Source organism: Halobacterium sp. MBLA0001 (assembly GCF_049705385.1).
GTDB lineage: Archaea > Halobacteriota > Halobacteria > Halobacteriales > Halobacteriaceae > Halobacterium > Halobacterium salinarum.
Genome location: NZ_JBNAMQ010000007.1, coordinates 115,204 through 141,797 on the forward strand (window position 1 = coordinate 115,204; position 26,594 = coordinate 141,797).

Consider the following 26,594-nt stretch of genomic DNA (forward strand, 5'->3'; position numbering starts at 1 on the left):
CGATAATACACGTTCATGAGTTGCGAGAGGGCCACTCACGTGGGACACATCTATCCGTATCGACGACCTCCGGGCGTGTATGTCCAGCGAACAGCACTCCCGCAGTGTCGCCGAAAACGACTACACCGAAGTCACGGTGGTCGGAGCCGACCGCACCGGGATCGTCGCTGCGGTCACGGGACTGCTGTTCGAGCACGGCGCGAACATCGAAGACGTCGAGCAGACCGTCCGCGACGGCGTCTTCCGCATGACGCTGCTCGCGGATTGTGGGTTCGCAGACGGCGCGGAGCCGGTCACCGACCGCGCGGCCTTCCAGGCGGCGCTTGACGACACCGGTGACGAGCTCGGCGTCGACGTGCGGGTTCGGTTCCCCGACGAGCGCGACGACGGCATCGCGGTCCTCGTCACGAAAGAAGACCACTGCCTGCGCGCGCTCCTTGAGGCCGACCTGGGCGCGCCCGTGAACGTCGTCATCGGCAACCACGACACCCTCGAAGCGGTCGCCGACGAGCACGACGTCCCGTTTCACGACATCGGCGACGACACGGGCACCCCCGACGAGGAGCGCCTCCTGGAGTTGCTCGCGGCGTACGACACCGACCTCGTGGTGCTTGCGCGATACATGCGCATCCTCAGCCCGGACGTGGTGTTCCGGTACGCGGGCCACATCGTGAACGTCCATCCAAGCCTGCTGCCGGCGTTCCCGGGCGCACAGGCCTACCGGCAGGCCGTCGAGGCGGGCGTGCGTGTCGCCGGCGTCACCGCACACTACGTCACCACCGACCTCGACCAGGGGCCGATCCTCACCCAGCGCGCGTTCACCGTGCCGCCGAACGCGTCGGTCGCTGCGGTCAAGGACCGCGGCCAGCCCCTCGAAGCGGACGCGCTCGTGGCGGCGGTGCGCGCGCACCTCGCCGGCGACACGACGGTGCGGCGCGGCGCGGTCGCGGTCGACGGCCCACACGAGTACGGCGCGCTGGCCGACGACTGAGCCGCGGCCTTTCACAGCAATCTTATACGTTCCAGTCGTGGCTGCCGGCGTGAACAACGGAGACAGTGTGCTGCGGAGGGGACGATGATCTCGGACCTCGCGGCAGCCGCCCGCAGCCTCCGGTACGCCGGCTTCGACGCGGTCCGCGAGTTCGCCTCGCGGACGTACTACGGGCTACGATCACGCAGCACCCCGGACCCGATCCTGGACGCGGAATGGGACATGCTGGTCGTGTTGGACGCCTGTCGGGCGGACGTGTTCGCCGACGTCGTCGGCGGCGGGGAGTACGACTTCGACAGTGGCGGAACGGCGACATCGCCGGCAAGCACGTCGACGGAGTGGCTCACCGCGGTGCTCGGGAGCGCCAGCGACGACGCCCTTGCGGACGTCTCCTACGTGACCGGGAACCCGTACTCCTCGCGCACCATTGACACGAGCCGGCTGGGCGGCTACGAGGCGGTCTGGGAGTACGGCTGGGACGACGCCCAGGGTACCATCCCACCCGGCCCGGTGACCGACGCCGCGATCAGGGCGGGGCGCACCCACGACACCGACCGGCTGATCGTCCACTACATGCAGCCCCACTTCCCCACCGTCTTCGACGACGACAGTGGCGGAGTCGCCCTGGACGACTGGGGCGACCAGCCGATGTCCGTCTGGGAGCAACTGCGGTTCGGCCGGCGCTCCGTCGCGGACGCCTGGCGGGACTACGAGCGCAACCTCGAAGTCGTCTTAGAGGACGTCGCGGTGTTGCGCTCGAACGTCGACGCCGACAGGACCGTGCTCACCGCCGACCACGGGAACGCGTTCGGTGAACACGCCATCTACGGCCATCCCGGCGGCGTCGATGTTCCGGCGCTTCGGGAGGTGCCGTGGTGTGAGACCACCGCCAGCGACGAGCGGACGCGCGAACCCAGCGGTGGTCGTGGCGGGTCCGTGGAGGCGACCGACGCGTCGGTCGTCGACGATCGACTCGAACAGCTCGGCTACAAGACCTGACGCAGTCAGTCGGGCGTCTGCTCCCAGGCCGTGCGTTCGCGGAGCGCGTGCTCGGCGTCGGCGTCGAGGTGATCCCGGACACCAACCAGATCGGTAGTGGTGACGATGCCGACGAGGTCGAGGCCATCCGCGACCGGGAGGTGACTGACGCCGGCATCGCGGAGGGTGTGTGCAGCCCGGTTAGCGGTCGCAGACGGAGACACCGTCTCCAGGGGCCGGGACGCCGCGGCGTACACTGGGATTTCGTCGAACGGACGGTCGTGTTCGTGGCCGGCGGCGACGAAGTCGTGCTCGGTGAGGATGCCCGCGGGGTTGTCGTCGCGGGTGACGACGACGCTGCCAACACCGGTCGCAAGCATGCGGTCGGCGGCGTCGTGCAACGACGCGTCGGCCGGGACCGCCACGACGGCGGTGGTCATGATGTCGTCGACGCGCACACGCAAGGGTACAGCAGCCGGGAACTTGGTGATTACGTCACACACCCAACAGTTGGGCGGGGGACGGTGTCACTCGACTTGGCGGGTGAGCGCTTGGACGTCGTGCATGTCGAATTTGCCGTCGCCGGTGACGTCGAAGGCAGTGGTGCCCTCCGGGACGGCGTTGCGGAGCGCCAACTGGTAGAGGAGTTCCACGTCGGCCATGTCAACGACGCCGTCGCCGTTGACGTCCTCGTAGACGCCGTCGTCGTCGGGGTCGGCGGGGTAATACGTGGTGCCGTCGAATTCGAGGCCGCCCGGGAACGGGATGGGCTTTTCGACGGCGCGTTGGATGTCGATGTGGCCCGCGCCGCGGAACGTCTCGGAGGCGTAGCGGTCTTCGAGGGTGCCGTTGTCGTACGTGTCCGGGGTGGTGTCGCCGGCGCTGAAGTAGTCGACCTGGTAGTCCGACCGGACGTGGGCGGCGGTGTGTTTGATGTGGGCGATGATCTGGCGCGTGGTCGCGCCGGGGTTCTGTGCCGCCACGACGGCGGCGAGGCCGGTGACGTGTGGTGCCGCCATGCTGGTTCCGTGCAGCGTGCCGTACATCCCGGAGCCGGCGTAAAGCCCCGAGCCGCCGCCGGGGCCGGTTCGCGCGAACCCGAACGAATCGACGGCCGGGGAGAGCGTGCTGAACACGCCGTCCCAGAGCGAGCCCGACGACCCGACGTTCCCGCCCGGGGCGCTGACGTCGACGGAGTCCGGGCCGTAGTTGGTGTAGACGGCGGGCGTGTGCGTGGGGCTGTTCGTGCCGAAGTCCGGGACACCGTCGCCGTCGGCGTCCGGGGGCTGGGCTTCGAGCGTGGGGACCGCGCTTCGTGGTCCGGTGCCCGAGACGGAGATCCATCCGGGGTGGCTGCCCTTTCCGGTGTTCGTTACCTGCGGTTCGAAGTCGTCGATGTTGGTGTCGGCGTTGCCGGCGGACTCGACGAGGACGGCGTCGTTGTCGACGGCGAGCTCGCCGATGCGCCGGTAGGCCTTGACGCTCAGGTGCTGGCTGACGCTCGGCGACACCGGGCTGGACGGCCCGAGACTCAGGTTCACTGCGTCCGCGCCCGCTCGGATCGCCGTTTCGGCGGCGTTGAGGATCGATGCGCTGGATTTGAACGGGAACACCTTCATGTCCAGGAGCGTCGCGTCGGGCGCGACGCCGACGGCGTATGGGCCGCCGCTGGACGCGCGGGCACCGGTAGCCGCCGAGATGCCGGCGCAGTGCGTGCCGTGACTGCTGTCGGCGCTGGTTCCCAGTGAGTCATCGAGGGAGAAGTTGCCCGAGCGGCTGGTGTCGACGGTGAGATCCGGGTGGCTGGCGTCGATCCCGGAGTCCACGATGGCGATGGTCGTGCCCTCGCCGGTGACGTCGTTGTCGTGGATGGCGGCGACGTTCTGCTCGGCTTTCGACCACTGGAGTGGGTGTGGCTGTGGGATGTCGTCGTCAGTGGTGTCGAAGGAAGCCGACTGTGCGCCGTCGGGGAGCTCGTCGGGCACGTCCGCGGGGGAGACGCCAGTGATCGTCGGCGGGTCGATGGAGAGTTCGAACTCCGGGGCGAAGTCCAGGCCGTAGCCGGTGAGGGCTTGCTCCGAGCCGGAGACCGACGCGAAACCGACGGACTGGGCTTCGTCGATGACGTCGACGGCCTCTCGCCAGGCGTCGCTGGTGGCCGACTGCGTGTCGACGAGGAACTGGTCGTCGCGGACGCGCTCGGCGGTGACGGGCTGTGTCGTGGCTGAGAGGCCGCCGATCGCTGCGGCGGCTGTCTTCATGAACGTTCGCCGGGTCTGTCTCATAGCATCCGTATATACTACCAGTATACAAATAACTACGCCATCTCCAGCCACCGAGCGCGCGGCGGCGCGGTTATCGCAGCCGGCCAGCCAGCAGCGCCGCCGCAGCCATGCCGCCCAGCGTGATGACGCCCCCGAACCCGGGGACGGTCCCGCTGGACGCGTCGTCCGTATCGCGTTCGGTTGTGGTCGTTGATGCTGTCGGTGCCGCCGTGCTCGTTGCCGTCGACGTGTCTGGCGTCGTGGTCGCTTGGGTGGTGGGTTGGGAAGTCGCCGTCGTCGTTGTCGGCGTTTGGGTCGCGGCGTTCACCGTCGTCGCGTCCTGGCTCGCGCTCCCGGCAGCGACACTGCCGCCGCCACCGCCGCCAGCACTGCCACCGCCACCGCCTCCGCCACCGCCTCCGCCACCCGCCTCGTCGCCACTGCCGCCGGTGTCGCCGTCTGTGCCACCACCACTGTCGGTGCCATCGTCAACGTCGCTGCCGCCCGACGGGCCGAGCGTGAACTCCACCTCCGTCGACCCGGCCGCGGTCCACTCGAACTGGGCGGACTGGTTGCGGGCGGTCACCGTCACGGACCGCCCCGCAGAGACGGCGTCAGCGGGGACGATCAGATCGTAGTATCCACTGTCAGCGGTGGTGTTCGAGGCGACAACGGAGCCGTTGTGTACCACCTCGACGGTGACGTTGCCGGCGGGGTGGCCGTCAGCATCACTGACAGTGCCGAAAAACCGGTGTGGCGGTGTCGGTGGCGACGACGCCGCGGCTGCGGTGCTGCCCGCAGCGGCCAGCGCTGCGATCACTGCGACGGCTGTGACGACGACTGCTGTTCGCCGGATCGTGGGTCGTATCGTGTCCATGGAATCAAACATCGCGTGGCGGAGGTGTGTTAGTTGTCGGCGGGCGCTGCGGTGTAGGCCTCGTCCTCACGGACGAAGACCCAGTAGCCCTCGCTGCGCTCCATCGTCTCGAAGTCGCCGGCGGAGTGGGAGGTGAACGCCACGCCGTCGGCGGTCTCGTCCTGCGCGAGGACGCTGTACACGGCACCCTCAGAGACCGAGGACAGCGCGGTGTCGACTGGCTGCTCGAAAGCCCGGTACTGGCCGACGAGGTTCCACCCCTCGCTGAGCGATTGGGCGGTCGGTGCCGGCGCGCTCGGGTCCGCGCCCGCGGCGGCGCCAGCGATGTTGTAGACGTTCACCGGAACGGCGGACGCGCGATCCATGACGAAGACGTAGCCCGCGCCGCCTTCGAGCGCGGTGAGGCTGTTCTCCCTGGCGTCCGGATCGTATGCGTCCCAGGCGTCGGCTGCGGCGTCGTAGGCGTAGATCGCGTCGACCGCCGACGTGTCGATCTCGGACAGCGGCACCGCGCCGCTGGTGGCCGGCACCGACACGTAGTTCTGGCCGCGATCCAGCCGGAGGACGTCCGTGTGCACGACGGTGCTGGCGCCGGTCGCGCCTTGCGTGCCGGTGCGGTCGGTGTAGCTGTCGCCGTCGATAGTCACTGCCGGGCTGGTGCCGGTCTGGATGTGGCCCTCGACGACGACGCTCACGCTACCGAAGAGGCCGCCGTCTTGGACAGCCACGATCTCGCCGTCGAACCCGTCGATGGAAACGTCGCGGGGCGTGATGTCGCCGGCGTCGATTGGCTCGTTGAACAGCACGCGGACCCGGGTGGTGTTCAGCGCGTCGCCGGGTTGGGCCTCGCTCGTGACGGTGTGGAGCACGGCGTCGGTCGGGCAGGGTGGCGTCGTGTCGATCTCGGCGGTCCGCGAGAGCACCCGCCCATCGACCGTCCCCGACACCTCGTAGCGGCCGTCGGCGACGGCTCCGTCGGCGTGTGGGACCGTGACCGACGCCTCGTAGACGCCGGCGTTGATCTCGGTGAAGTCGTCGGGGCTGAGCGTCGCGGTGAACCGGTCGTCGAGGGTGAACTCCTCAAGCGACGCGAGCTCACGGGTGGCCTCGGTCACGGTGAGGCCGTTCCCGACGGCGGCCTCGATGTCGTTCAGCGTCGTGACCCGGAGCGTTATCGTGTCGCCAGCGGTGGTGGTCGTGAGCCCGAGGTCGATGCCGAACGTCGTCGACGCCGCCGGCATCACGTTGCCGCTGGTGTCGACGACGCTGTCGGCGGTCACCGAAAGCGAGTCGTCGACCAGGTCGGCGGCGGTCAGCGCCTCGTCGAGCGTGATCTCGACCGTCTGTGGGTCGAGTTGGGTGGCGGCCGTGATGGTGCCTGCCGACGCGTTGTTCCCGTCCTCGAACGTGAAGTCGGCGGCGGTGAGGCCGCTGCCATCGGGTGCGCTAACGATCTCGTCGAATCGAACGGTCAGCGTGGTGGCCCCCGGCTCGGCGACCACCTCCTTGAAGCCGGGCGTGTGCTCGGGCGCTGCGGTGCCGGTCGTCTCCGTGTCGGCCAGCGGTGCCGCGTTCGCGACCGGGTGGCCGACGGTGTCAGTGACGCCGGGCGCGCGGACCTGTACGGACTCCGAGCCGATGGCGTCCACAGCGACCGACCGGTTCAACAACAGGACGGCCTCGTTGTCGGCGGTGAGGAACTCCGGGAGGACGTCGTCGATGGCGTAGTCGTCGCTGGTGATCGCGAGGTTCTGGGCGGAAACGGACGACCCGTCGACGGGCTCGGAGAACAGCACGGTCACGAGCCGCGTCTTCCCGCCGGCGTCCGGGCTCGCGCCGGGGTTCGCTGCGGCGGTCGTGATGGTCGGGACGACGGTGTCTTTCTGGACCGTTTTCGTGGTGGAAACCGTGTTCTCGGCGGCGTCGGTCAGGGTCACCGTGACGTCGACAGCGCCACGATCGAGCGCGGTCGCGTCGAACGTGAACGTCGCGTCCCCGGTGACGTCGGCGGCGGTCTTCGAGCGGGTGGTGCCGCCCGATCCGCGGAGGGTCACAGCGGCCTCAACGGGCTCGTCACCCGTCGTGATCGAGACGTCGTAGCTGCTGACGGTGCGGTTGTTGATCGGGCCGGCATCGGCGCTGCGAACGGTCGGCGCGGTGGTGTCGGCGACCACCGCCGAACTGGCGGGGACGGCGCGCGGATCAGCGTCGTCGGTGTCGGTGAACGCGTCGGCGCGAACGGAGACGGCGTCCGTGCCGATGTCGGCGGTCGTGACGGCGCTGTCGAGTGTCAGGTCGATGGATGCGGGGCCGCTGGCGGTGGCTGCCGTGATGGCGCCCGCGCCGTCGTTGGTGGCGTCCTGGTAGACGAACTCGTTCGGGCTGGGGTCGCCGTCGACGGCCGCGACGCGTTCACTGAACGTCGCGGTGACCGTCGTGCTCCCGGTGTCGGTTTCCACGCCGTCGAGGGTTGGCTGCGCGGCGTTCACGTCCAGGGTAGCACTGGCGACGGTGCCCTCGATGATCGGTGTGGCGCTCGTGTTGAGGTTCGTGAGTCCGCGTTCGTCGGTGGCGGTCACGTAGACGGTGTAGTTGCTGTTGTCCGTGACTTCGCGGACCCACCGGAGATTCACGTCGACGCGCTGTTTGCCGGGGGCCATATCGATCTCCTTCGACACGCTGGCGGCCGACGCGTTGGCGAGGTTACCGGCGGTGAAGTTGCCAGCGTCGGCGGCGGCGACGAAGTGGACGGTGGCGCTGGTGGCGTTGGTTGCGTCGTCGTAGGTGTAGTTGACGGCGACGGTGTCGCGTGGTGAAACGTCCGTCGAGGCGTTCAGGGACACCGCCGAAACGTCCGGGGGTTCGTCGTCGATGACGACGACCGGATCGGTCGTCCGTGTGACGGGGCTGCCGGAGCCGTCGTCGACCGTGACCGACAGCGTGTACGCGCCGTCGGCCAGCGGGGCGTTCTCAGCCAAGTCCAGCGTGAGGCGCTGGGTCGCGTTCGCCACCAGTGGGCTGTCGGAGATGTTGAACGTCGCGCCGTCGGTGCTGTTGACCGCGGACAGCGCCATGGTGACGTCGGCGCTGCCGCCGGAGACCGGCTGGTTGTAGCGGTACGCCACGTCCAGTGCGTCCGTGGACTGGTTGACCGTGCGGGTGGACGGTGTGACGACCACCAGTGGAGGTGTGTCGGTCGTGGCGTCGGCCGTGATGGCCATGCTGGCTGCGGATACGGTCGTGGGTGGTGAGTCGGTGGTGCGGAGCGCACCGGACTCGACGCCCACGGTGTCGACGCCGAGGTCGGCGGCGGTGACGCTCTCGTTCACCGAGACCGCGACCTGGGTGTCACCGTCGAGGTCGCGCACGGCGGTGACCGAGCGGTTGCCGGTGTCGTTGGCGTCGGTGTACGTGACGTTGGCGGCGGTGATGCCGCTGTCAGTCGCCACAACCGGCTGGTTGAACGTCAACACCACCGTTTGGTTGGTGGTGTCGCTGCCGTCGAGTTCGACGCTGTCGAGGCTGACCGTCTCGTTGTCAGTGGGAGCCGTGTCCGCGGCCAGGGTTTCGGGCGCGCCGTCGGTGGCGGGGTCAGTGGTGCCGGTGGTGTTGCCTTCGACCCAGCTCGCGCGTGTGTCCAACGCCAAGGTGGCGTTGGACTGGGTTGCGTTGGCCGCGACCGTGGCCTGCACCCGGAGTTCGGTTGTGGTGTCGTCGGGGATGGTGCGGTTCGTGATGTCGAGTTGCTGTGGCGAGGTGAACGCCGCGGGGGCCGTGGTGCCCAACGACGTCCCGCTCCCGTCGAGGACCTCGATTTCGGAGATGTTCGATGCGGAGACGGTGTTGCTGGTGGCCCCCGAGAGGGTGAGCCCGGTCAGGACGGTGTCGGCGTCGTCGTCGCCACCGTCGGCGTCGCGTGCATCAATCGTCTGTACGACTGCGGTTTCGTTTGGCGTGAGGTCCCCGGCGTCGGTCGCTTGGTCCTGGAACGCCTCCGGGCCGGCGTTTGCGGCGGCGGCGGCAGCGCCGGTGAACGTGGTGGCACCGGCGAGCACGGAGAGAACCAGCAGCGCAGCGAGGGCGACCGCGCGCAACTTGGTGGTGGGGGTGTGGTCTGTCATGGTAGGATCGGCTGTGTCGTGGCGTGCAGTCGGCGGCGGCCCCAGCGGGGGGCGGATGCGGCGGCGCTGCCAACTACCCACATATACTGTCAGTATATACCAGTTGCCGTTAAATTAGTTACGGAGCACGGAACAGCGGAACCGACGGGCGGTATCGAAACACAGCACCGCAGCAGGACAGCGTGCGGGCCGAAAACGAGGCGCGGTTACGCGACGGTGGCTTCGACGCGCGCCTCGAAGTCGTCGTCGTCGTTCTCGTAGGCGTCCCGGTGGGTCAGCGCCGCCTGTCCTTTCGCCGTGATCGCGTACAGCCCGCTTTTCGGGGCGGGACCGATGCGCTCGACCAGGCCGTAGTCGGTGAGGATGGGCAGCCGGGTGTTGATGTACGCCCTGTTCTTGTCGAGGATATGCGAGAGGTTGACGGCGTTGTTGCGTTTTCCGTCGGAGAGCGCGTCGAGAATGTCGAAATCCGTCGGTACTGCGAGTTTCATGGCTGCTACCTCACGGCCGGATCTGATATATGCTAGGATATTGTCGTGTACTGGTAGTATATGCCATGGGTGGCAACGACTGGTTCGGGCGCACACCGGTGTCGGTGCACGGCGGCACGCAGTCGCCGACGGCGGCGATCAGGGCAGGGCGGTCGGCAGTGGGGTCTGGCGGGCGTTACTGCTCGGCGTTCAGCTCGCTGATCGCGTCCCTCGCGAGCTCCAGTTCGGTGATCGTGCGGCGCTGGGTCTCGATGAGGTCATCGAGGTGCGCCGCGAGTGCGTCGGCAGGGAGGTCGTCGATGCGATCCGTCGCCGCGTACAGCATGACCGTTTCGAGCGCGTTCGTGGTGGCGGTGTTCGTCTCCAACAACGACTTGACCACTACCCACGTCGGGTCCTCGATGTCGGCTGGCTGTCCGGCGGTACTGCCTGTCGGTTCGTGGACCGTGTTCCCGTTAACCATTATGTAGCCTATGTGCCAATGGCGAATGAGTAACTTTAAGCTACTGATATGCGTGAAATTTCTTTCGGTGTTGTGATACGAGTGCGAGACAGCACCACGACGCCGCGAAAACGTGACCGGAGACCGCCGGCTCAGCGGATCCAACGACGTGGTGTTATCGTTCGACGCAGTGCCGGACCTGCACCGCCATGCCGCGGGTGGCGTCGGCCATCGCCGGCCCGGGCATCCGTGCGCGCCCGACGGCGAACGCGGCCGGCCCCTCGATGACGACTTCGTCGCCGACCCGGATGTCGTCGCTGGCGTCGATCACCCCGGGCGCGAGCACGCTGCCCTGGGGCACGAAGCCGTCGATCTCGACGCGCTTGGTGGGCGCGTCGCTGGCGACCCACTGGCGGGCACCCGCCAGCGTGAACGACAGCGAGCCGTACTCGGGGACGAGCGCCGCGAGCTGGTCGCCGGTGTCGGCGTCCAGCGCCTGCAGCTTGGGATACCGGCCCTGCACCTCGATGTCCGCGAACACCGCGTCGCCCGCGCCGTCGCCCAGATAGTAGTCCGCGACCGCCTTCAGCGTGGCCGCCTCGCGCTCCTGCACCCAGATCTTGTCCTCGCCGGCGAGGGCGGCGTTCAGTTCGCCGAGGCTCTCGTCAGTCGTGGGATGGTCCGCGACGGTGAACTCGAAGGGCACGTCGACGTCGCCGGCGACGCGCTCGCAGATGTCGCGGTAGCCCTCCGGCGGGACGTGCGCGATCACGCGGGAGTAATCCGTGCGTTCGAGGTACCGGCGGAGCACGCGCGCGACGAAGTCCTTCTCCTCGGCGCTCCAGCGCCCCGTCACCACGGAGTCGTAATGCTGGGCGGGATACGTGAGTTCGAGTTCCTGGGGGACGACGCCGATGGGCGACGTGATCGACGCCACGTGCGCGCGGTAGCTGGCGGCGTCCTGGAACTGGCGGTGGCTCTGGGAGTCGCTGTAGGGTTTCCGCGCCGAGCACGGCACGAGCAACAGCGGGTGGCCGTCCAGGCGCTTGCGGTACCGGCTGGTGACGCGGTCGGCGAACCGCTGGATCTCCACGCGGTGCAACGCGTCCTGGGTCGAGGACAACAGCAGCGAGTCCCGGAACGTCGGCGTCCGCTGTTCGACGTAGCCGTACTGCTGGTCGAGCTCGCGCATCGCGGCCGTGAGCCACGCCGTGTGGCGGGCCTGCCCCTCGACGTAGTCCCGCAGGCGGCCGTCCCGGATGCGGCGGCGGACCCGCGCCAGCTCGGCTTCGAGGGCGTTCACGTTGTGGTCGACGCAGTCGGTCCGGTCGAAGTCGGCGGCCGGCTGCTGGCAGGCGGGACACGAGCACGGCAGCTCGTCGAGGTCGGCGAGGTCGTAGGCTCCCTCGGTGGTGAGATAGCGCCCCTGCGTCCCGCGGACCACGGCGCGGTCGGCGTTCACGAGGTCGACGCCGGCGTAGACGAGCACGGCGACGTTCCGGGGCGTGGCGACCCCCGACAGGGAGAGCGCGGTGTCGTCCGGGATCGCGGCGCGGGCCTCGACGATGGCGTCCGCGAACGCCGACCCGTGCCCGACGATGCCGGGCGCGCCCGACAGCACGTAGGCGTCGGCACCGAAGTCCGCGGCCGTCGACGGCGACACGACGGCCGCGCTCGGGAACGCAACGTCCGGGTAGTCGGGGGCGAACGACGCCTGTACGTCGTCGGCGGTGCCCGACGGGAACCCGCGGTGGGGGAGCACTGTCAGCGCGGCGTCGTCGCCCTCGGGCGTCTCTCGGGGCTGTGTCCACCGGCTGCCCGCGTCCGCGATCACGTCGTCCGTGAGCGTCGGTGTCGTCACGGGCTCCGAGAGCCGGAGTTCGCCCACGCGCGCGGCGGCGTCGCGCTCGTGGATCTCGAAGTACTCAGTCATACTGCGCTGTGGGGGGCGCGCGCTCAATTGCCTTGCCTTTCGCCGACACCGCAGGTGGCGGGTCTACTCGCCGCGCACGGCGTTGTACAGCGAAACGCGCTGTGGCACCGCTTCGAGCGCGCTCTCGGGCCAGTCGTCGTGGGCGAGCGTGAACGCGGTGTCGGGGTTGGCCTCGGCGAGCCGGCACACGCCTTCGGCGGCCGCCTCGTAGCCCGCGCGGTCCATCCGGGCGGGCGTTTCGGCGGTCAGCGGGTAGGTGGTGGCGAGCGCCGAGGGGTACGGGCCGAACGGCGGCAGGACGTTCCAGGACTCGTCGTAGCGGTGGTTGCTGTCGCCCTCGGTCAGCAGGACGTCGTCGCCGTCGACGTCCAACCGGTCGAGGCGCTGGTGGTGGCGGTGGACTTCGGGGCGGCGCGCGCTGCCCGCGCCCGTGTAGAAGAACGCGTCCTTGCTCGCGGGGTCGCTGGCTTCGAGTTGGTCGCTGTGATCGAGCAGGGCGCGGTAGCCGTCCAGCGTGCTGGGGTGGGCGTGGGCGCGCGCGGCGACCAACTCCATGAGCGTCCCGGACTTGATCGCCTGCTTGACCCGGCGGATCTCCCCGAACGAGACGTGGAGGTTGTGCCCGGCGAGCAGGCGCTCGCGGTCGCCGGCCGCCATCCCCCGGACGGCCTGGGGGCTGTGCTCGGCACAGACCGGACAGTCACAGGGGAAGTAGTGGAGGTCATCGAGGTGCTCCGTGCCCGACACGGTGAGGTAGCGGTCGTCGCGGGCGTAGATAGCGTAGGCCGCCGAGTCGAAGAGGTCACAGCCCAGCGCGGCGGCGAGCGCGAACATCATCGGGTGGCCCGCGCCGAAGAGGTGGACGGGCGCGTCGCGGCCGAGCCCGCGCTTGGCGGCGAGCACGGCCTCGGTCATGTCGTCGTAGCGGTACTGGTTCATCAGGGGGACGACCGCACCCACCGGGAACAGGTCGAGGGCCGTGCCGTAGGCGTGTGCGCCGGCCTGCTCGCGGAGGTCCGGCTGGGTCGCCCCCTGGACGGGTGCGTTCACCAGCATGTCGCCGACGTCGACCGTTTCGGCGAGCTCCAGGCGCTGTTGGGTGGTTTCGAGCTCGGCCGCGGCCTGCTCGCGGTCGGCGTCCGGCGGCGTCGGGATGTCCACGGGCGTCCCGATGTCGCTGCCGATGTCGTGTTGGAACCGGAGGATGGCCTCGGTGTCGGTGTCGATCTCGCCGTACTCCGCGAGCTGGAAGCTCCCCGAGTCGGTCATGATCGCGCCGTCGAACCCCAGCATCTCGTGGAGCCCCTCATCGAGCGCCCGCTCGCGGAGGTCGTCGTCGCTGTTGATGATGTAGGAGTTCGTGATGAGCAGTTCCGCGCCGAACTCGTCGACGAACCGGGACGGCTCGACGGTGATCAGGTTGGGGTTGACGACCGGCATCAGGGTCGGCGTCTCGACGGTGACACCCGCCCGTGGTACGTCGAGTTCGCCGATGCGCGCGAGGCCGTCCTGTGCGCCGACCTCGAAGACGTCTCTCATTGCACCGGCGTAGCGACCGTGCGCGCTTGAGGCTTGCCTTCGGCGCTCAGGACTCCTGCTCGACGTAGAACACGCGCTCCCGGGGGATGCGCCGAACCGTCCCGTCGCCGGTTTTCACGAGCCAGTGCTCGGTGGCCTCGTCGTACCGGAGTCGGTCGTCGTCGGTCGGCCACTCGGTGACATCCCCACGCGGATCGTCGTAGACGATGACGCCCATAGCGGCACGCAGGCCGGCAGTCCCAATAAACCTACGCGAGTTCGTGCTGGAGCACGCCCAGCGCGGTGCGGCCGTCCCGGATATCGTCGTCCCGGACGGCCGCCACCAGATCGTCGTACGGCTCGGTGTCGACCCGGATCGTCTCGTCGTCGTCCAGGGTCTGGCTGGCGGTGGGCGTACAGTCCGTCGCGCGGAAGTAGTGGTGGACGGCGTCGCTGATGCCGTTGGCCGGCTCGTAGGTGGCGTACTGCTCGATCGTGGCGGGCTCGTAGCCGGTTTCCTCGCGGAACTCCCGGCGGGCGGCGGCCGCGAGGGATTCGCCGGGCTCGACGCTGCCGGCGGGGAGCGCGCGGTTCACGCGCCCGACGGCCTGCCGCCACTCCTCGATGAGCACCACCTCGTCGCCGTCGGGCGTGAACCCCAACACCACCACCGCCGGGCCGTCGTGGAGGTAGTCGTAGTCGGTTTCAGTGCCGTCGGGCAGCCGGGTTTCGTCGCGGCGGATCACGAACCCCGGGCAGTCGTAGGCGGTCGTCGTGGCGGTCGTCTCCCACGCGAGGTCGTCGGTCGGCATGCCTCCGATTGGGCGGCGGGAGCGAAAAAGGCTGGCGCGGCGGGCTCAGAGGAGGGCCACGAGTTGGCTGCGCGTGGCGTCGCGGTCGCCGGAGTTGTCGATGATCGCGTGGTCGTCGCCGGGAATGGGGTCGAACTCCTCGCGGAACTGCTGGTGGATGGCGAAATCCGCGTCGCTTTCGTCCCCCGAACGCGCCCGGATGCGGTCGCGAACGACCGCCTCGGTGCACTCCACTTTCACCAGCTCGAAGCGGACGCCGACGCTGTCGGCCAGCTGTCGCGCGGCCGCCCGGCGCGCGTGGTTCTTGAACGTGCCGTCGAGCACGACCGAGTCGCCGTCCCGGAGCGCCGCGCCCGCGCGGTCGAGCAGCGCGTCGTAGACGGCTGCGACCTCCGCCGGCGTGTAGTCGGGCTCGGGGAACAGGTCCGTGCGGACGACGTCGGTGCGCAGCAACTCGGCGTCGAGGGTCTCGGCGGCGTGTCCGGAGACGGTGGTTTTCCCGGTGCCTGGCAGCCCGCACACGACCACGAGTCGTTGCTCGGCCCCGTTCGTCGATCTGGTGTCTGAGACGGGCGTCCCGCTCACGGTAATCGAATGAGAGACGGCCCGCCGGCAATATGAACCTGTGGAATCGGCGCGCCGGCGGCTACGCCCGCGCTCGGAGCCGGCGGAACGCCGTCGGCGCGAACCGGACCGCAACACGGCTCGGGGGGCGGCCGGCCGAATCGGTGGTGGTGGCGCGCACGCGCTCGACGATGCCGTCGCCGGACAGCTCGTACAGCAGCCGCGTGACCGTGCTCTGGGACAGCGATACGCCGGGGGTGGCCGTGACCGCGTCGGCGGCCTCGGTGACCGACCCGTGGGTGGCGTCGGTGTCCAACAGCGCCGCCAGGACGCGCTGTTTGGCGTCCGAAACCGCGAGCGGACGCCCGAGCACGACGCCGCCACGGGGCACGTCCTGGATGCCCGCCTCGATGTCGGCGTCGGTGAGCCGGCTGCGGCCGGCGCTGTCGGCGGCGTGGGCGGCGACGGCCAGCGCCGCCAGCGCGTCGTGGGCGTTGCCGTCGCTCCAGGCGGCGATGCGGCGCGCGTGCTGTTGGGTGAACGCGTGCTGGCCGAGGGCCAGGGACGCCCGCGTGGTCACAACCCCGACGAGCGTCTGGCGCTGGTAGGCGTCGATGCGGAGGTCGCGATCGGTGTGGGCGGTCAGCGCGGCGTCGGACGGCTCGGAACGCCCGACCGCGAGCCACCGGGCACGATCCGGGAGGGCGGTCAGCAGTTCGGCCACGGGGGCGGCGGTCGTGGTGTGGTCGACGGCGACCACGACTCCCGTTGGGTGGGCGGCAACCGCGTCGGCGAGTCGGTCCCGGATCGCGGCCGTGCTCACGCCGTGGGTCGGCACCGACTCCGACACCAGCGCGTCGAGGACGGCGTGGGAGAACGCGAACGGGGTGGTGGCGGTCCGGCGATCGACGTAGACGAACGCCGGCATCGCCGACGCCGGGGTGGACGGCTGTGGGGTGCCGGCGCGCGTGCTCGTGTGGATGACCGCGTCCCCGGTGGCGTGGCGCGCGAGCCGCGCGAACAGCGCGGACACGACCGCCGATTTGCCCGCGCCGGGCGGCCCGTGGAGGTAGGCGTTCGGCGGGAGCGCGCCGTCGAAGGCGGGGCTGAAGTGGTCGAGCAGGCGCTCGAAGGCGGGGCCACGGTCGGAGGGCTCGGTGATGTGGGCGACCGGCGAGAGCGGCTCGAAGTCGGTGATGAGTGCGGCGTCGGTGCTGCGGCGCTGGCGGCGCGTGATTCTCGCGTCAAGGTCCATGCTGTAGTGGGGTTGTGTCGCGGTGAGTGGTGTGGCTGCCCCGCCTAAACGGCGGGCGGCGACAGCAACGCGGGCGTTACAGGCCGAGGTAGCTGCTGGTCGGCAGCAGTCCGAGCTGGAAGGCCCCGCCGATCACCAACATCAGGGTGGCGATCGCCATCGCGGGCGGGTCGACGTGGGTGCCGGAGTGCGAGTAGAGGATGCGTTCGCCACACTCGCCGACGAGCGCGCTCAGGACGCCGAAGCAGCCGGCGGCGACGACCGCCAGCAGGGGGCTTGCGAAGACGCTGAACCCGAGCACGCCGCCCACAGCGCCCAGCAGCGTGATGTGGTGTGTGACCGGGAAGTTGGGCACGTCGAACTGCAGGAAAACCAGGCTCGCGGCCGAGAGGCCGTACCCGAGGAAGACGCTGTCCGTTTGCAGCCAGAGGAACCCCGCGAGCACGCCGAAGATCGCGCCGATGAGCGTGACGCCGGTCCACGTGTACTGCTGGGGGAGCCAGGGCTCCGTGGCGGGGCGGCCGGCGTGTTCGGCGGCGCCGCCGTCGGCCGCTGGGTGTGGCTCGTCGCGCTCGAACGGTCCCATGTCGAGGAGGCCGGAGCCGGACGGCGACCCGACGATCGGGTAGCCGAACACGGGTCGGGCGATCAGGGCGGTCGCCACGACGGCCACGGCGATGTTGTCCGTGGGGATGCCGAGCGCCGTGACGACTTTGGCGATCAGCATGCCGAGCGCGCCGAAGACCGCGCCAACCGCCAGCACGTCGGGTTTGGTGCCGAACGCGTACTGGATGTTCTTCCCGAAGTGGTAGTCCCAGCCGTCGGGCGCGAGCTCCGGGTACCGCGTGCCGGCGTACGCGGAGGCGGCGACGCCGCCCGCGAACGCGATGTGGGGGCCGACGATCGGCCCGAACCCGATGGCGTTGGTGAGGCTCACGGGCAGGTCGCCCGGGAGCAGTGTGAGCGATTCGCCGATGAGGACGACGAATCCCGTGAAGATGAACGAGGGCAGCGCGCCGATGGCCGCGCCGAACGCGCCCCCGGCAAGCGCCGTCAGCAGGAGGACGGCGAACGGTTCGGGGGCCATGTCGACGACGGGGAGCGTGGCGAGAGTGAGTCCCGGCATCGTCAGTCCTCCGTGGCCCACGCCAGCGAGCGATCAACGGCGTCCTCCCAGCGGCCGTACTTGCTGTCGGCCTCGCTGGGGTCCATCTCCGGCTCGAACGACCGGTCGACACGCCAGTTCTCCCGGAGGTCGTCCAGGCTGTCCCAGTAGCCGACCGCGAGGCCGGCCGCGTAGGCCGCCCCGAGCGCGGTGGTCTCGTCGACCTCCGGGCGCGCGAGGTCGGTCTGGATGATGTCCGACTGCAGCTGGCAGAGGAAGTTGTTCTTGACCGCGCCGCCGTCGACGCGCAGCGTCGTGGTGGACACCCCGGAGTCGGCCTCCATCGCCGCCGCGATGTCGCGGGTCTGGTAGGCGATCGATTCGAGGGTCGCCCGAACGATGTGGGCTTTCCGCGTGCCCCGCGTCATGCCGACGAGGGTGCCGCGGGCGCGGCCGTCCCAGTGTGGCGCGCCCAGCCCGGTGAACGCGGGCACCATGTAGACGCCGTCGGTGGTGTCGACGGAGCTGGCGAGTTCCGCGGTCTGGGCGGCGTTGTTGATGAGGTCGACGTCTTCGAGCCACTCGATCGCCGCGCCCGTGACGAAGATCGATCCTTCGAGGGCGTACTGGACGGGCTCCCCGGAGAGCTGGAACCCGATCGTCGTGAGCAGGCCGTGCTCGGAGGAGACGGCGTCCTCGCCGGTGTTCATGAGGTAGAACGAGCCGGTGCCGTACGTGTTCTTGGCGTCGCCGGCGTCGAAACACGTCTGCCCGAAGAGGGCCGCCTGCTGGTCGCCCAGCGCGGCCGTGACGGGAACCGACGCGCCGAGGAAGCCGTCGGGGTCGGTGTGCCCGTAGACGGCCTCGTCAGAGGACGGCCGTACTTCCGGCAGCATCTCCCGGGGGATGTCGAACTCCTCCAGCAGCCAGTCGTCCCACTCCAGGTCGGTGATGTTGTACAGCATCGTCCGGGAGGCGTTCGACACGTCCGTGATGTGTTCGCCGGTGAGGTTGTAGATGAGCCAGGAGTCGATGGTGCCCATGAGCAACTCGCCGTCGCGGGCGCGATCCCGGAGGCTGCTGGCGCGCGCCGAGGAGAGCTTCAGCGGCTCGGCTTCGTCGAGCAGCCACTCGGTTTTGGTGGCCGAGAAGTAGGCGTCCGCCTCCAGGCCCGTTTTCTCGCGGATGCGTTCGATCTTGCCGTTTTCCTCCAGGGATTCGACGCGGCTGGTGGTGCGTCGGTCCTGCCAGACGAGGGCGTTGTGGATCGGGCGGCCGCTTGCGGCGTCCCAGACCACGGTGGTCTCGCGCTGGTTGGTGATGCCGATCGCGGCGAGGTCGTCGGCGTCCAGCCCGGCGGCCGAGAGCCCCGCCGTCACGACGCTTTTCGTGTTCTCCCAGATCTCCAGGGGGTCGTGTTCGACCCAGCCGGGTTCGGGGTAGTGCTGTTCGTGTTTCTCGTAGGTGTTCGCGACCACGTCGCCGTGTTGGTCGAATACGATGAACCGCGTGCCTGTCGTCCCTTGGTCGATCGCGCCGACGTATGCGTCTGTCATAGCTGTGTCAACCTCGTTGCGCGGTTGTCTTACCGTCAAGACCGCGTTACCGGTACACAATATCATAACCCGTAATAAAAATCCCTGAAACTCCGCGAAGAGCCCTGAATGTGTCCTTTCACGCCGGACGGAATGCCCCGACCGCCGACACGACCCGATTGTTTACGCGTCGCTGCGGGACCTTCGATGAGGTAAAGGCGGTCGCCGTGTAAGGCGTCGTATGGCGCAGGAACCGCACGTGGTTGTCGTTGGGGGTGGGTCGACCGGGGCCGGCGTCGCCCGCGACCTCGCGATGCGTGGCCTTGGGGTCACGCTCGTCGAGCAGGGCAACCTCACGCATGGCACGACTGGCCGGATGCACGGCCTCCTCCACTCAGGGGGCCGGTACGCAGTCAGCGACCAGGCCAGCGCGCGCGAGTGTATCATCGAGAACCGCGTGCTCAGAGAGATCGCAACGCACTGCGTTGACGAGACAGGCGGGTTGTTCGTGAAACGGCCCGAGGACAGCGAGCAGTACTTCCAGGAGAAACTCGCGGGCTGTGAGGCCTGCGACATTCCCACGAAGGTGCTCTCCGGGGCGGAAGCCCGGCAGCTGGAGCCACATCTCGCCGACGACGTCGAGAAGGCCATCTGGGTGCCCGACGCCGCGATCGACCCGTTCCGCCTGGTGGTCGCAAACGCCGCGAGCGCCCAGGAGCACGGCGCGCGCATCGAGACGCACTCGACGGTCACGGACGTCGTCGTGGAGGACGGCGCGGTGGTCGGCGTGGAAGTCGAACACGCGACCGGCGCGGGCAAGCGCGTGCACGGCACCGAGGGCGGCACCGAGGTGATCCGCGCCGACCACGTCGTGAACGCCGCCGGCGCGTGGGCGGGCCGCCTCGGTGAGATGGCGGGCGTTGACGTCGAGGTCCGTCCGTCGAAGGGCGTGATGACCGTGATGAACACGCGACAGGTCGACACCGTGGTCAACCGGTGCCGGCCGAAAGGCGACGCCGACATCGTGGTGCCCCACGAGACCACCTGCATCCTGGGGACGACCGACGAGGAGGTCGCCGACCCCGAGGACTACCCCGAACAGCAGTGGGAGGTCGACATGGTGATCGACGAGTTGGCGGAGCTCATTCCGATGCTCGACGACGCCCGCACGGTGCGGTCGTTCTGGGGCGTGCGGCCGCTGTACGAGCCCCCGGACGTCGACAGCGACGACCCCACGGACATCACGCGGGACTACTTCCTGCTCGCGCACGACGACCGCGACGACCTGCCCGGGATGACGACCATCGTCGGGGGGAAGCTCACGACCTACCGGATGATGGCCGAGGAGATCACTGACCACGTCTGCGAGCGCCTCGGCGTCACCGCGGACTGTCGGACCGCGGACGTCGCGCTCCCCGGGAGCGCCGACAACACCGCGCTCGACGACTACATGACGGAGTTCGGGCTGCGGTCGCCGGTCGCCCAGCGCAGCGTCGACCGCCTCGGCTCGCGGGCCGGCAGCGTGCTTGACACGGACGACCCCAACCCCACGATCTGTGCCTGCGAGGCGGTCACGCGGGCGGAAATCCAGGACGCCATCGAGCAGTCCGGGACGGACTTGAACGCAGTGCGGATCCGCACGCGGGCGACCATGGGGAACTGCCAGGGCGGGTTCTGCGCGCACCGCCTGGCGAACGAGCTCCACACGGCCGGCTACGACGACGCCACCGTGCGGGCGTCCTGGGACGAACTGCTCGCCGAGCGGTGGCGCGGCCAGCGCCACGCCCTCTGGGGCGACCAGCTCTCCCAGGCGATGTTGAGCTACGCGCTGCACGCGACCACGCAGAACCGCGGCCACGACCCGGCCGACGCGGACACTGAGATCGACTTCACGGCGTTCGACGCGGGGCCGCTGGCGGCCGACGGCGGCCCGGAGGGCGCGCATGGCAATTGAATCCGAGGTGCTCGTGATCGGCGGCGGGCTGGCCGGCATCACGAGCGCGCTGGCGGCCGCCGACGCGGGCGCGGACACCCGGCTGGTGTCGTACAAACAGAGCACGCTCCGGAACGCCAGCGGGCTCGTCGACGTGCTCGGCTACACGCCCGGCGGGGACGGTCCCGTGGTCGACCCCTTCGACGCCATCCCGTCGCTGCCCGACGCCCACCCGTATCGGACCGTCGGCGTCGACACGGTGCGCGACGCGATGGCGTTTTTCGACGCGCACGCGCCGCGCTATCAGGGGCACCACACCGACGCCAACGCGCTGGTGCCGACCCACGGTGGCACCGTGAAGCCGACCGCGCGCTATCCCGCCAGCGCCGCCGCCGGGCTGGCGAGCGACGACCGGGACACGCTGCTGGTCGGCTTCGAGACGCTGCCGGATTTCAACGCGGACCACGCGGCCGCCCACCTCGAATCGGCGGGCGTCCCCTTCGACGTGCACGGTGTGACCGTGCCGTTCCCGGGCGACCTCCGGGCGGGCGCGAAAGTCACCCGGTACGCGGGGCTGCTGGACGCGAACCCCCGGGTGTCGGTGGACGGCACCGAGCGCCCGCTCCGCCTGGCGCTTGCCACACGGGTCGCCGACGCGGCCGCCGACGCCGACCGCGTCGGCTTCCCGGCGGTGCTGGGCGACGACGACCCCGCGGGCGTGCGAGACGCGCTCGCGGACCACCTGGGGGCTGCGGTGTTCGAGGTGCCGATGGGACCGCCGTCGCTGCCCGGGCTGCGGCTGTCCGATCACCTGTTCGGCGCGCTGGAGGCGGCGGGCGTGCGCATCGAAACCGGCAACCCCGTGGTGGACGCCGACACGACCGCCGACGGCGTCGAGACCGTGTACGTGGAGAAAAACGGCGCGCGCATCCCGAACAGCGCCGACGAGTACGTGCTCGCGACCGGCGGGCTCGTGGGGAAAGGCATCGACTCCGACCGGGACGCGGTCTACGAACCGATCTTCGACTGCCGGATCGCGCACAGCGACGACCGGTACGCGTGGTTCGACGACGACGCGTTCGGCGACCACGCGTTCGCGCAGTTCGGCGTGCGGACCGACGACACACTGCGGCCACGCGACGACGACGGTGCCGCCGCCCACGCGAACCTGCGGGCGGCGGGCGCAGTGCTTGGCGGCTACAACTTCGCAGCGGAGCACTCCGGCAGCGGCGTCTCCATCGCAACGGGGTACGCGGCCGGAACGGCGGCAGCGGAGGCGATCCACGATGAGTGACTCAGAATCCGATTCCACGACGACCACCGCGGAGAATCGCTTCGAGCCAGCCACACCGAACGTGGGCGAGAAGTTCGACCCGGTGGCGCTCCACGACGACACCGACGACTTCGACCTGCGCCCCGAGTCGGACTCCTGCTATAAGTGCTCGACGTGTGACACCAACTGCCCGGTCGCGGAGGTCGACGACGACTTCCCCGGCCCGAAGTTCCAGGGCCCCGAGCAGTGGCGGCTCAAAGAGCAGTCCGACGACGAGGACCACGAGATCGACGACTCCATCACCGAGTGTTCGAACTGCATGCGGTGTGACTCGGCCTGTCCGTCGGGCGTGTCGCTGTCACAGATGCACAACACCGCGCGCGGCGAGTACGTCGACGACCAGATGTCCAAGCGCTCGCTGAAATACTGGCGCAACCGCATCCTCGCGAACTACCGCACGTCGGCGCGCATCGCCAGCACGCTCCCGCGGCTCGCGAACGCCGCGATGAACTTCGGGCCGGCGCGCTGGGTGATGGAGAAGACGCTGGGCGTGACCAGCGAACGCGAGTTCCCCGCGTTCGCGACCGAGACCTTCCGGGAGTGGTGGCAGGCGCGGGGCGGCGCGGCCGCCTCCAAGGAGCGCGCGCAAGCCCGCCGACGTGAACGCGGCGAGCCCGTGGACGCCGACAAGAAGGTGGCGTACTTCCATGGCTGCTACGCCAACTACAACACCCCCGAGGTCGGGCAGGCGATGGTGCGCGTCTACGAGCATTTCGGCTACGAGATCGTCGTCCCCAAACAGGGCTGTTCGGGCACCCCGATGTTCGCCAACGGCATGCTCGACGACGCCCGCCGCCACGCCGACATCACGGTGTCCTCGATGAGCGACCTCATCGAGGAGGGCTACGACGCCATCGCCTCGTGTACGTCGTGTTCGATGGCGCTCCGACAGGAGTACCCCGAACTGTTCGACATCGACGGCATCGAAACGGTGGCGTCGAACACCTTCGAGGCCGTCGAATACCTGCGCATCCACGAACCCCTCCGGGAGACCGTGCAGTCGGCCGACATCGACGGCGAACTCGCCGACGAGTTCGCGTACCACGCCCCCTGCCACGCCCGCAGCCAGGGCCTAGACCGCCAGGCGGTGGAGCTGTTCGGCGACCTCGACGGCGTCGGCATCGACGACGTGGGCGACTCGTGTTCGGGGATCTCGGGCACCTACGGCTGGAAAGAAGAGAAATACGAGACCTCCATGGAGATCGGCGACGACATGTTCGATCACATGGAGTCCGCCGAGGGCGACACCGGCCTCACGGAGTGCCCGACGTGTGCGATGCAGATGGAGCACGGCACGGGCTACGAGGTGCGCCACCCCCTGGAGCTGCTGGAGGCCGCGCTCGTCGACTGACGGCGCGGTCATGGTGTGCGACCCGGGTTCAGTGGGTGACCTGGAAGCTACGATTTGACCCGAAAGACCCGCTCGTCAGTCCTGTCGTACTCGTCCAGGCCGTGTTTGAGTTTCTCTCTAGGCGATCCGTTGTTCACTCTGTCCCGCCAGATCTTCACGTACTGCCCGTAGTACCCTGGGGGTGCTTCGCTCGAAACGTTCCATTCGAGCTCCACGTCGCTCTTGGCACCGGGGCCAACGAACACCGCCTCGTCGGTCCGGTTCCCGTTTTCGAAGAGCCGCCCGTCGTTAGAGACGGAATACCCGACGTATACCGTCCTCCCGAGCGGTTCATAGTTTTTTATTGTGGCGTTCACTTCGACGGTTTCACCCCTTGTGTACACGTCTTTCGATGGGCCAGTTACTGATTCGAAGCGCACATCCGGATCGTCACCGTCGTCAGAGCTGGACTGGGCAGCAGCCGTCTTGGATAAAACGGTGGCTCCCGATACTGTCGATCCGATCGTTGCAATGTATGTTCTTCGATCCATGAGTTTGGTATTTCCTCCATCATGTATATGCCTTGGAAGAAACAAATAATTTTTGTTAGTTGTTTTACCTTCGGGTGGGCGAGGTTCACTGGGCACTGAATGGGGACCAGTGATCAAAGCTCGGCGGACGCCGACCAGGGACAGCACCAATGCGGCAGGTGTGTGTGCGGTCGGACAGCGCCAATGCGGGTTCGTTCTCGGGAGACCAGCAATGCACCCACCGGCCGTACGGTGGCTGCTGGCGGTATCCCGGAACGGAGCGAAGCGTATTCACGCCCACACGACGAACAGTGATCCAGTCAGCCCACCAATGCGAGCAGCCACGCCAGTCACGGCCGTCGTTCTCATGGTCGTCGTCGTAGTGGTCCTTGCGGGGACAGTCGCGGTGTTCACCCTCGGGTCCACGGACACCATCAGCAGCCCCGCGCCGCTGATCGGGCAGTCGAGTGGCGAACTCGTCCGCGACACGGCCGGCGGCGGCGATCAGATCGTTCGACTCACCCACATCGCGGGCGACGATGTGGCGGTGTCCGACCTCGACGTCGTCGTGGATGCGACTGCCGCCTGCGGGAAGCGGGCCCGGATCGTGGACCTGCCCACGAGCACGCTGGGCCCAAGCACGTACGACGGCGACAAGCTGTTCGATTTCTACAGCCCGGACGGCGGGGCGTTCGACGCGAACACGGACGGCGTCTGGCGGCCCGGCGAGACGGCCACGTTTCGGATCGCAAACCGGGACTGCTCGCTCGACGGCGGCGACACCATCACGGTCCGGGTGGTGCACACGCCGTCGGAGACGGTTGTGATCGAGGACACGCTGACCGCCTCGTAGGCGGGTGGAGCCAACGAAGCGGCGGCCGGCGAGTGAGCGACGACTGTGGGGAGAAATGGGCTGGCGGGAATTAGTTTACTGACCCTTCAGGTACATCTCTCGCGCTGTACTCGCGGTTTGCTGTTGATGTTAGTCACCGGTGAGAGCGATGTTTTTGATGTGGTTGCAACGCTGTTCCGTCTGATGGCGGCGACGGCGCCAGATTTCCTCCTGCGAGAAATTGTCGTAGTGCTTCTCGATCAAGTGGTTAACTACCACTGCCAGCTGCTGCTAATTCAATGAGGCAGTCAGGACGACACCGCAGACAACGCATCCCATGTCTCCCGATTCAAAACGATCCGGGAATCAGGTCTTCAGCTTGCTCGCCAGCACAGGTTTGGCTGAGATATTTTCGAAGGGCGGATCAGCGTGACGACCTGGGGCCAGCGATATCTTGAAGACAGTAAACGTGGAGAATCAGCCGAGACCGCTCTCGGGCTAACTGATATATGTCATTGACTGTTTGTTTTGATAATTGAATTAAAATGACTTTACCCAAATTTTGGAATTGCCAGTGAAAATAGGTCATTTTGTGTTTGTGGGCTAGAAGTTTAAGTGTCAAGGACTACTTCTATTAACCAATGTCCGCCTCTTTTCCCGAGGAGATGTACACCTACGACGGTTGGTTGGTTTTCAACGGCCTCTTCTCCGTTGATGTCAAGGACGAGGACGAAACACCGGAAGACCTAGTTTCTGGTCTCTCGCAGTACACTGAGCCTGACCCTGGGGTTGAATCCCGAGGGTTTGAGCGAGCCGAGTTTGACGACCTTCTCCAGACCACGGGCGACCTCACGTGGAACCTTCAGCGTCTCGGAGATCGTCTCTACTCGTTCAACTACAAGCACACCCGCTGGGACACCCAATCGGGGTTCGATCGGAACACTGGCTCGAAGCGCACCATCCAGAAGAAGAAAGAAGACGGTGTAGAGATCCACTGGGATAGCAGAGAGGACCTGATGGTCTTCCGTGGGCAGAAAGCCGAGCTCGCGAAGAACAGGAGACGGCTTCGGGGAGGGCTTTCGGAAAAAGTAGAGCTTGAAGAGCTGAATTTCCATCACGATTTCCTGCTCTGGATTCTCTACCGGACGTTCAACGGTCAGGGCCTTAATTCCGAGCTGAGCATTCGGGAGGTCTCGACTGTAGGCACGACAAGCGACTCCATCGACAACACGGGACAGGGAGTGACCATTGAGGACTCGAAGAACGTCCTTCGTTCAGTGCCGGCAATCATCGCAATCCTAGATCAAAAGAAGCCGGAGAAGCTCAAGTGCCAGTTCGTGCTGGATAATCAAGTTGTGAAGGCTAAGATTGAGCAGGGCGGGAAAGTTCATGTCACGGTCACTGACAACGAGCTTGAAGAGTTGAGCCATCTCCGCCGGATGGCAGTCTCTCTTCAGTTCATCTTTGAACTCATTCACCAGTACGACATCTGGCGGAACCTCCCGTCGACGCAAAAGTACCCCCCAGAGTCGTTCTTCTACGATCTCGCGAAGCGAGCAGAGGAAGAGGGCTATGAGTATCAGGGTCAGCTGAGGAGAGTTCCGGAAGAGTACAAGCGGAAGCGCCAACGGCAGCCGGTAGACGACGATATGCGCGAGCCTGGCAAAGACGCTACATAAACCGTTATCCTGCGTAAGAAATACACGTCCTTCCGACAAAGGACCAAACACGGCTACACGCGGCTCCAACC

22 protein-coding genes are annotated in these 26,594 nt (G+C 68.0%); 7 read left to right on the plus strand and 15 right to left on the minus strand.

The window, feature by feature from the left end; translation table 11 throughout:
* Positions 1–79: 79 nt before the first annotated feature.
* Positions 80–991, plus strand: a complete 912-nt coding sequence (locus ACOZ32_RS01815) for a formyltetrahydrofolate deformylase (RefSeq protein ID WP_205251027.1) — start codon at positions 80–82, stop codon at positions 989–991.
* Positions 992–1,075: 84 nt separating this feature from the next.
* A complete protein-coding gene (locus ACOZ32_RS01820; RefSeq protein ID WP_205251028.1) occupies positions 1,076–1,990 on the plus strand; it encodes a hypothetical protein in 915 nt (304 codons plus the stop codon).
* Between the two features lie 5 nt (positions 1,991–1,995).
* On the opposite strand, the gene ACOZ32_RS01825 is transcribed toward ACOZ32_RS01820, so the two are convergent.
* The 14 genes from ACOZ32_RS01825 to glpK all read right to left on the minus strand — a co-directional run bounded on the left by ACOZ32_RS01825 (position 1,996) and on the right by glpK (position 18,907).
* Positions 1,996–2,427 carry a CBS domain-containing protein gene (locus tag ACOZ32_RS01825; RefSeq protein ID WP_229373357.1) on the minus strand — a complete coding sequence of 144 codons (432 nt, stop codon included), beginning with the start codon at positions 2,425–2,427 and terminating at the stop codon, positions 1,996–1,998.
* Positions 2,428–2,496: 69 nt separating this feature from the next.
* On the minus strand, positions 2,497–4,254 hold the full coding sequence (locus tag ACOZ32_RS01830) for a S8 family peptidase (RefSeq protein WP_205251029.1): 1,758 nt from the start codon (positions 4,252–4,254) through the stop codon (positions 2,497–2,499).
* Between the two features lie 70 nt (positions 4,255–4,324).
* Positions 4,325–5,110: a hypothetical protein gene (locus ACOZ32_RS01835; RefSeq protein WP_229373358.1), complete on the minus strand. Its 786-nt coding sequence runs from the start codon at positions 5,108–5,110 to the stop codon at positions 4,325–4,327.
* Positions 5,111–5,139: 29 nt separating this feature from the next.
* Positions 5,140–9,231, minus strand: coding sequence for a beta strand repeat-containing protein (locus tag ACOZ32_RS01840; protein ID WP_424334879.1), 4,092 nt, complete (start codon positions 9,229–9,231; stop codon positions 5,140–5,142).
* Between the two features lie 206 nt (positions 9,232–9,437).
* Positions 9,438–9,722 carry an ArsR family transcriptional regulator gene (locus ACOZ32_RS01845; protein ID WP_205251032.1) on the minus strand — a complete coding sequence of 95 codons (285 nt, stop codon included), beginning with the start codon at positions 9,720–9,722 and terminating at the stop codon, positions 9,438–9,440.
* 175 nt (positions 9,723–9,897) lie between these two features.
* Positions 9,898–10,185, minus strand: coding sequence for a hypothetical protein (locus ACOZ32_RS01850; protein ID WP_205251033.1), 288 nt, complete (start codon positions 10,183–10,185; stop codon positions 9,898–9,900).
* A gap of 154 nt (positions 10,186–10,339) precedes the next feature.
* Positions 10,340–12,097: an archaeosine synthase subunit alpha gene (arcS, locus tag ACOZ32_RS01855; protein ID WP_205252130.1), complete on the minus strand. Its 1,758-nt coding sequence runs from the start codon at positions 12,095–12,097 to the stop codon at positions 10,340–10,342.
* A 63-nt stretch (positions 12,098–12,160) separates the two neighbouring features.
* A complete protein-coding gene (tgtA, locus tag ACOZ32_RS01860) occupies positions 12,161–13,636 on the minus strand; it encodes a tRNA guanosine(15) transglycosylase TgtA (protein WP_424334880.1) in 1,476 nt (491 codons plus the stop codon).
* Positions 13,637–13,682: 46 nt separating this feature from the next.
* Positions 13,683–13,853: a hypothetical protein gene (locus ACOZ32_RS01865; protein ID WP_010903440.1), complete on the minus strand. Its 171-nt coding sequence runs from the start codon at positions 13,851–13,853 to the stop codon at positions 13,683–13,685.
* A gap of 31 nt (positions 13,854–13,884) precedes the next feature.
* Entirely contained in the window at positions 13,885–14,427 is a 543-nt protein-coding gene (locus ACOZ32_RS01870; RefSeq protein WP_010903441.1) for an NUDIX hydrolase, read from the minus strand.
* Between the two features lie 45 nt (positions 14,428–14,472).
* Complete coding sequence (locus tag ACOZ32_RS01875) at positions 14,473–15,012, minus strand: AAA family ATPase (RefSeq protein ID WP_205251036.1); 540 nt, start codon at positions 15,010–15,012, stop codon at positions 14,473–14,475.
* A 61-nt stretch (positions 15,013–15,073) separates the two neighbouring features.
* Positions 15,074–16,246 (minus strand): AAA family ATPase, encoded by a 1,173-nt coding sequence (locus tag ACOZ32_RS01880; RefSeq protein WP_010903444.1) that lies wholly within the window; start codon positions 16,244–16,246, stop codon positions 15,074–15,076.
* A 76-nt stretch (positions 16,247–16,322) separates the two neighbouring features.
* A complete protein-coding gene (locus ACOZ32_RS01885; RefSeq protein ID WP_010903445.1) occupies positions 16,323–17,372 on the minus strand; it encodes a hypothetical protein in 1,050 nt (349 codons plus the stop codon).
* Positions 17,373–17,374: 2 nt separating this feature from the next.
* Positions 17,375–18,907, minus strand: a complete 1,533-nt coding sequence (gene glpK / locus ACOZ32_RS01890; protein WP_205252132.1) for a glycerol kinase GlpK — start codon at positions 18,905–18,907, stop codon at positions 17,375–17,377.
* Between the two features lie 220 nt (positions 18,908–19,127).
* Here glpK and glpA point away from each other — a divergent pair, with 220 nt between their 5' ends.
* Genes glpA through ACOZ32_RS01905 form a run of 3 tightly spaced genes read left to right on the plus strand, consistent with a single transcriptional unit; the run spans position 19,128 to position 23,503 of the window.
* A complete protein-coding gene (glpA, locus tag ACOZ32_RS01895; protein WP_010903447.1) occupies positions 19,128–20,840 on the plus strand; it encodes an anaerobic glycerol-3-phosphate dehydrogenase subunit GlpA in 1,713 nt (570 codons plus the stop codon).
* Positions 20,830–22,113: a glycerol-3-phosphate dehydrogenase subunit GlpB gene (glpB, locus tag ACOZ32_RS01900; RefSeq protein ID WP_205251040.1), complete on the plus strand. Its 1,284-nt coding sequence runs from the start codon at positions 20,830–20,832 to the stop codon at positions 22,111–22,113. The genes glpA and glpB overlap by 11 nt, the downstream gene beginning before the upstream one ends.
* Complete coding sequence (locus ACOZ32_RS01905; RefSeq protein ID WP_010903449.1) at positions 22,106–23,503, plus strand: anaerobic glycerol-3-phosphate dehydrogenase subunit C; 1,398 nt, start codon at positions 22,106–22,108, stop codon at positions 23,501–23,503. Before glpB ends, ACOZ32_RS01905 begins: the two co-directional genes overlap by 8 nt.
* Before the next feature lie 47 nt (positions 23,504–23,550).
* On the opposite strand, the gene ACOZ32_RS01910 is transcribed toward ACOZ32_RS01905, so the two are convergent.
* A complete protein-coding gene (locus tag ACOZ32_RS01910) occupies positions 23,551–24,033 on the minus strand; it encodes a hypothetical protein (protein WP_424334881.1) in 483 nt (160 codons plus the stop codon).
* 310 nt (positions 24,034–24,343) lie between these two features.
* Between ACOZ32_RS01910 and ACOZ32_RS01915 the strand changes: the two genes are divergently transcribed.
* Positions 24,344–24,865: a type IV pilin gene (locus ACOZ32_RS01915; protein ID WP_424334882.1), complete on the plus strand. Its 522-nt coding sequence runs from the start codon at positions 24,344–24,346 to the stop codon at positions 24,863–24,865.
* 620 nt (positions 24,866–25,485) lie between these two features.
* A complete protein-coding gene (locus ACOZ32_RS01920; protein WP_205251044.1) occupies positions 25,486–26,523 on the plus strand; it encodes a hypothetical protein in 1,038 nt (345 codons plus the stop codon).
* Positions 26,524–26,594: the final 71 nt, after the last annotated feature.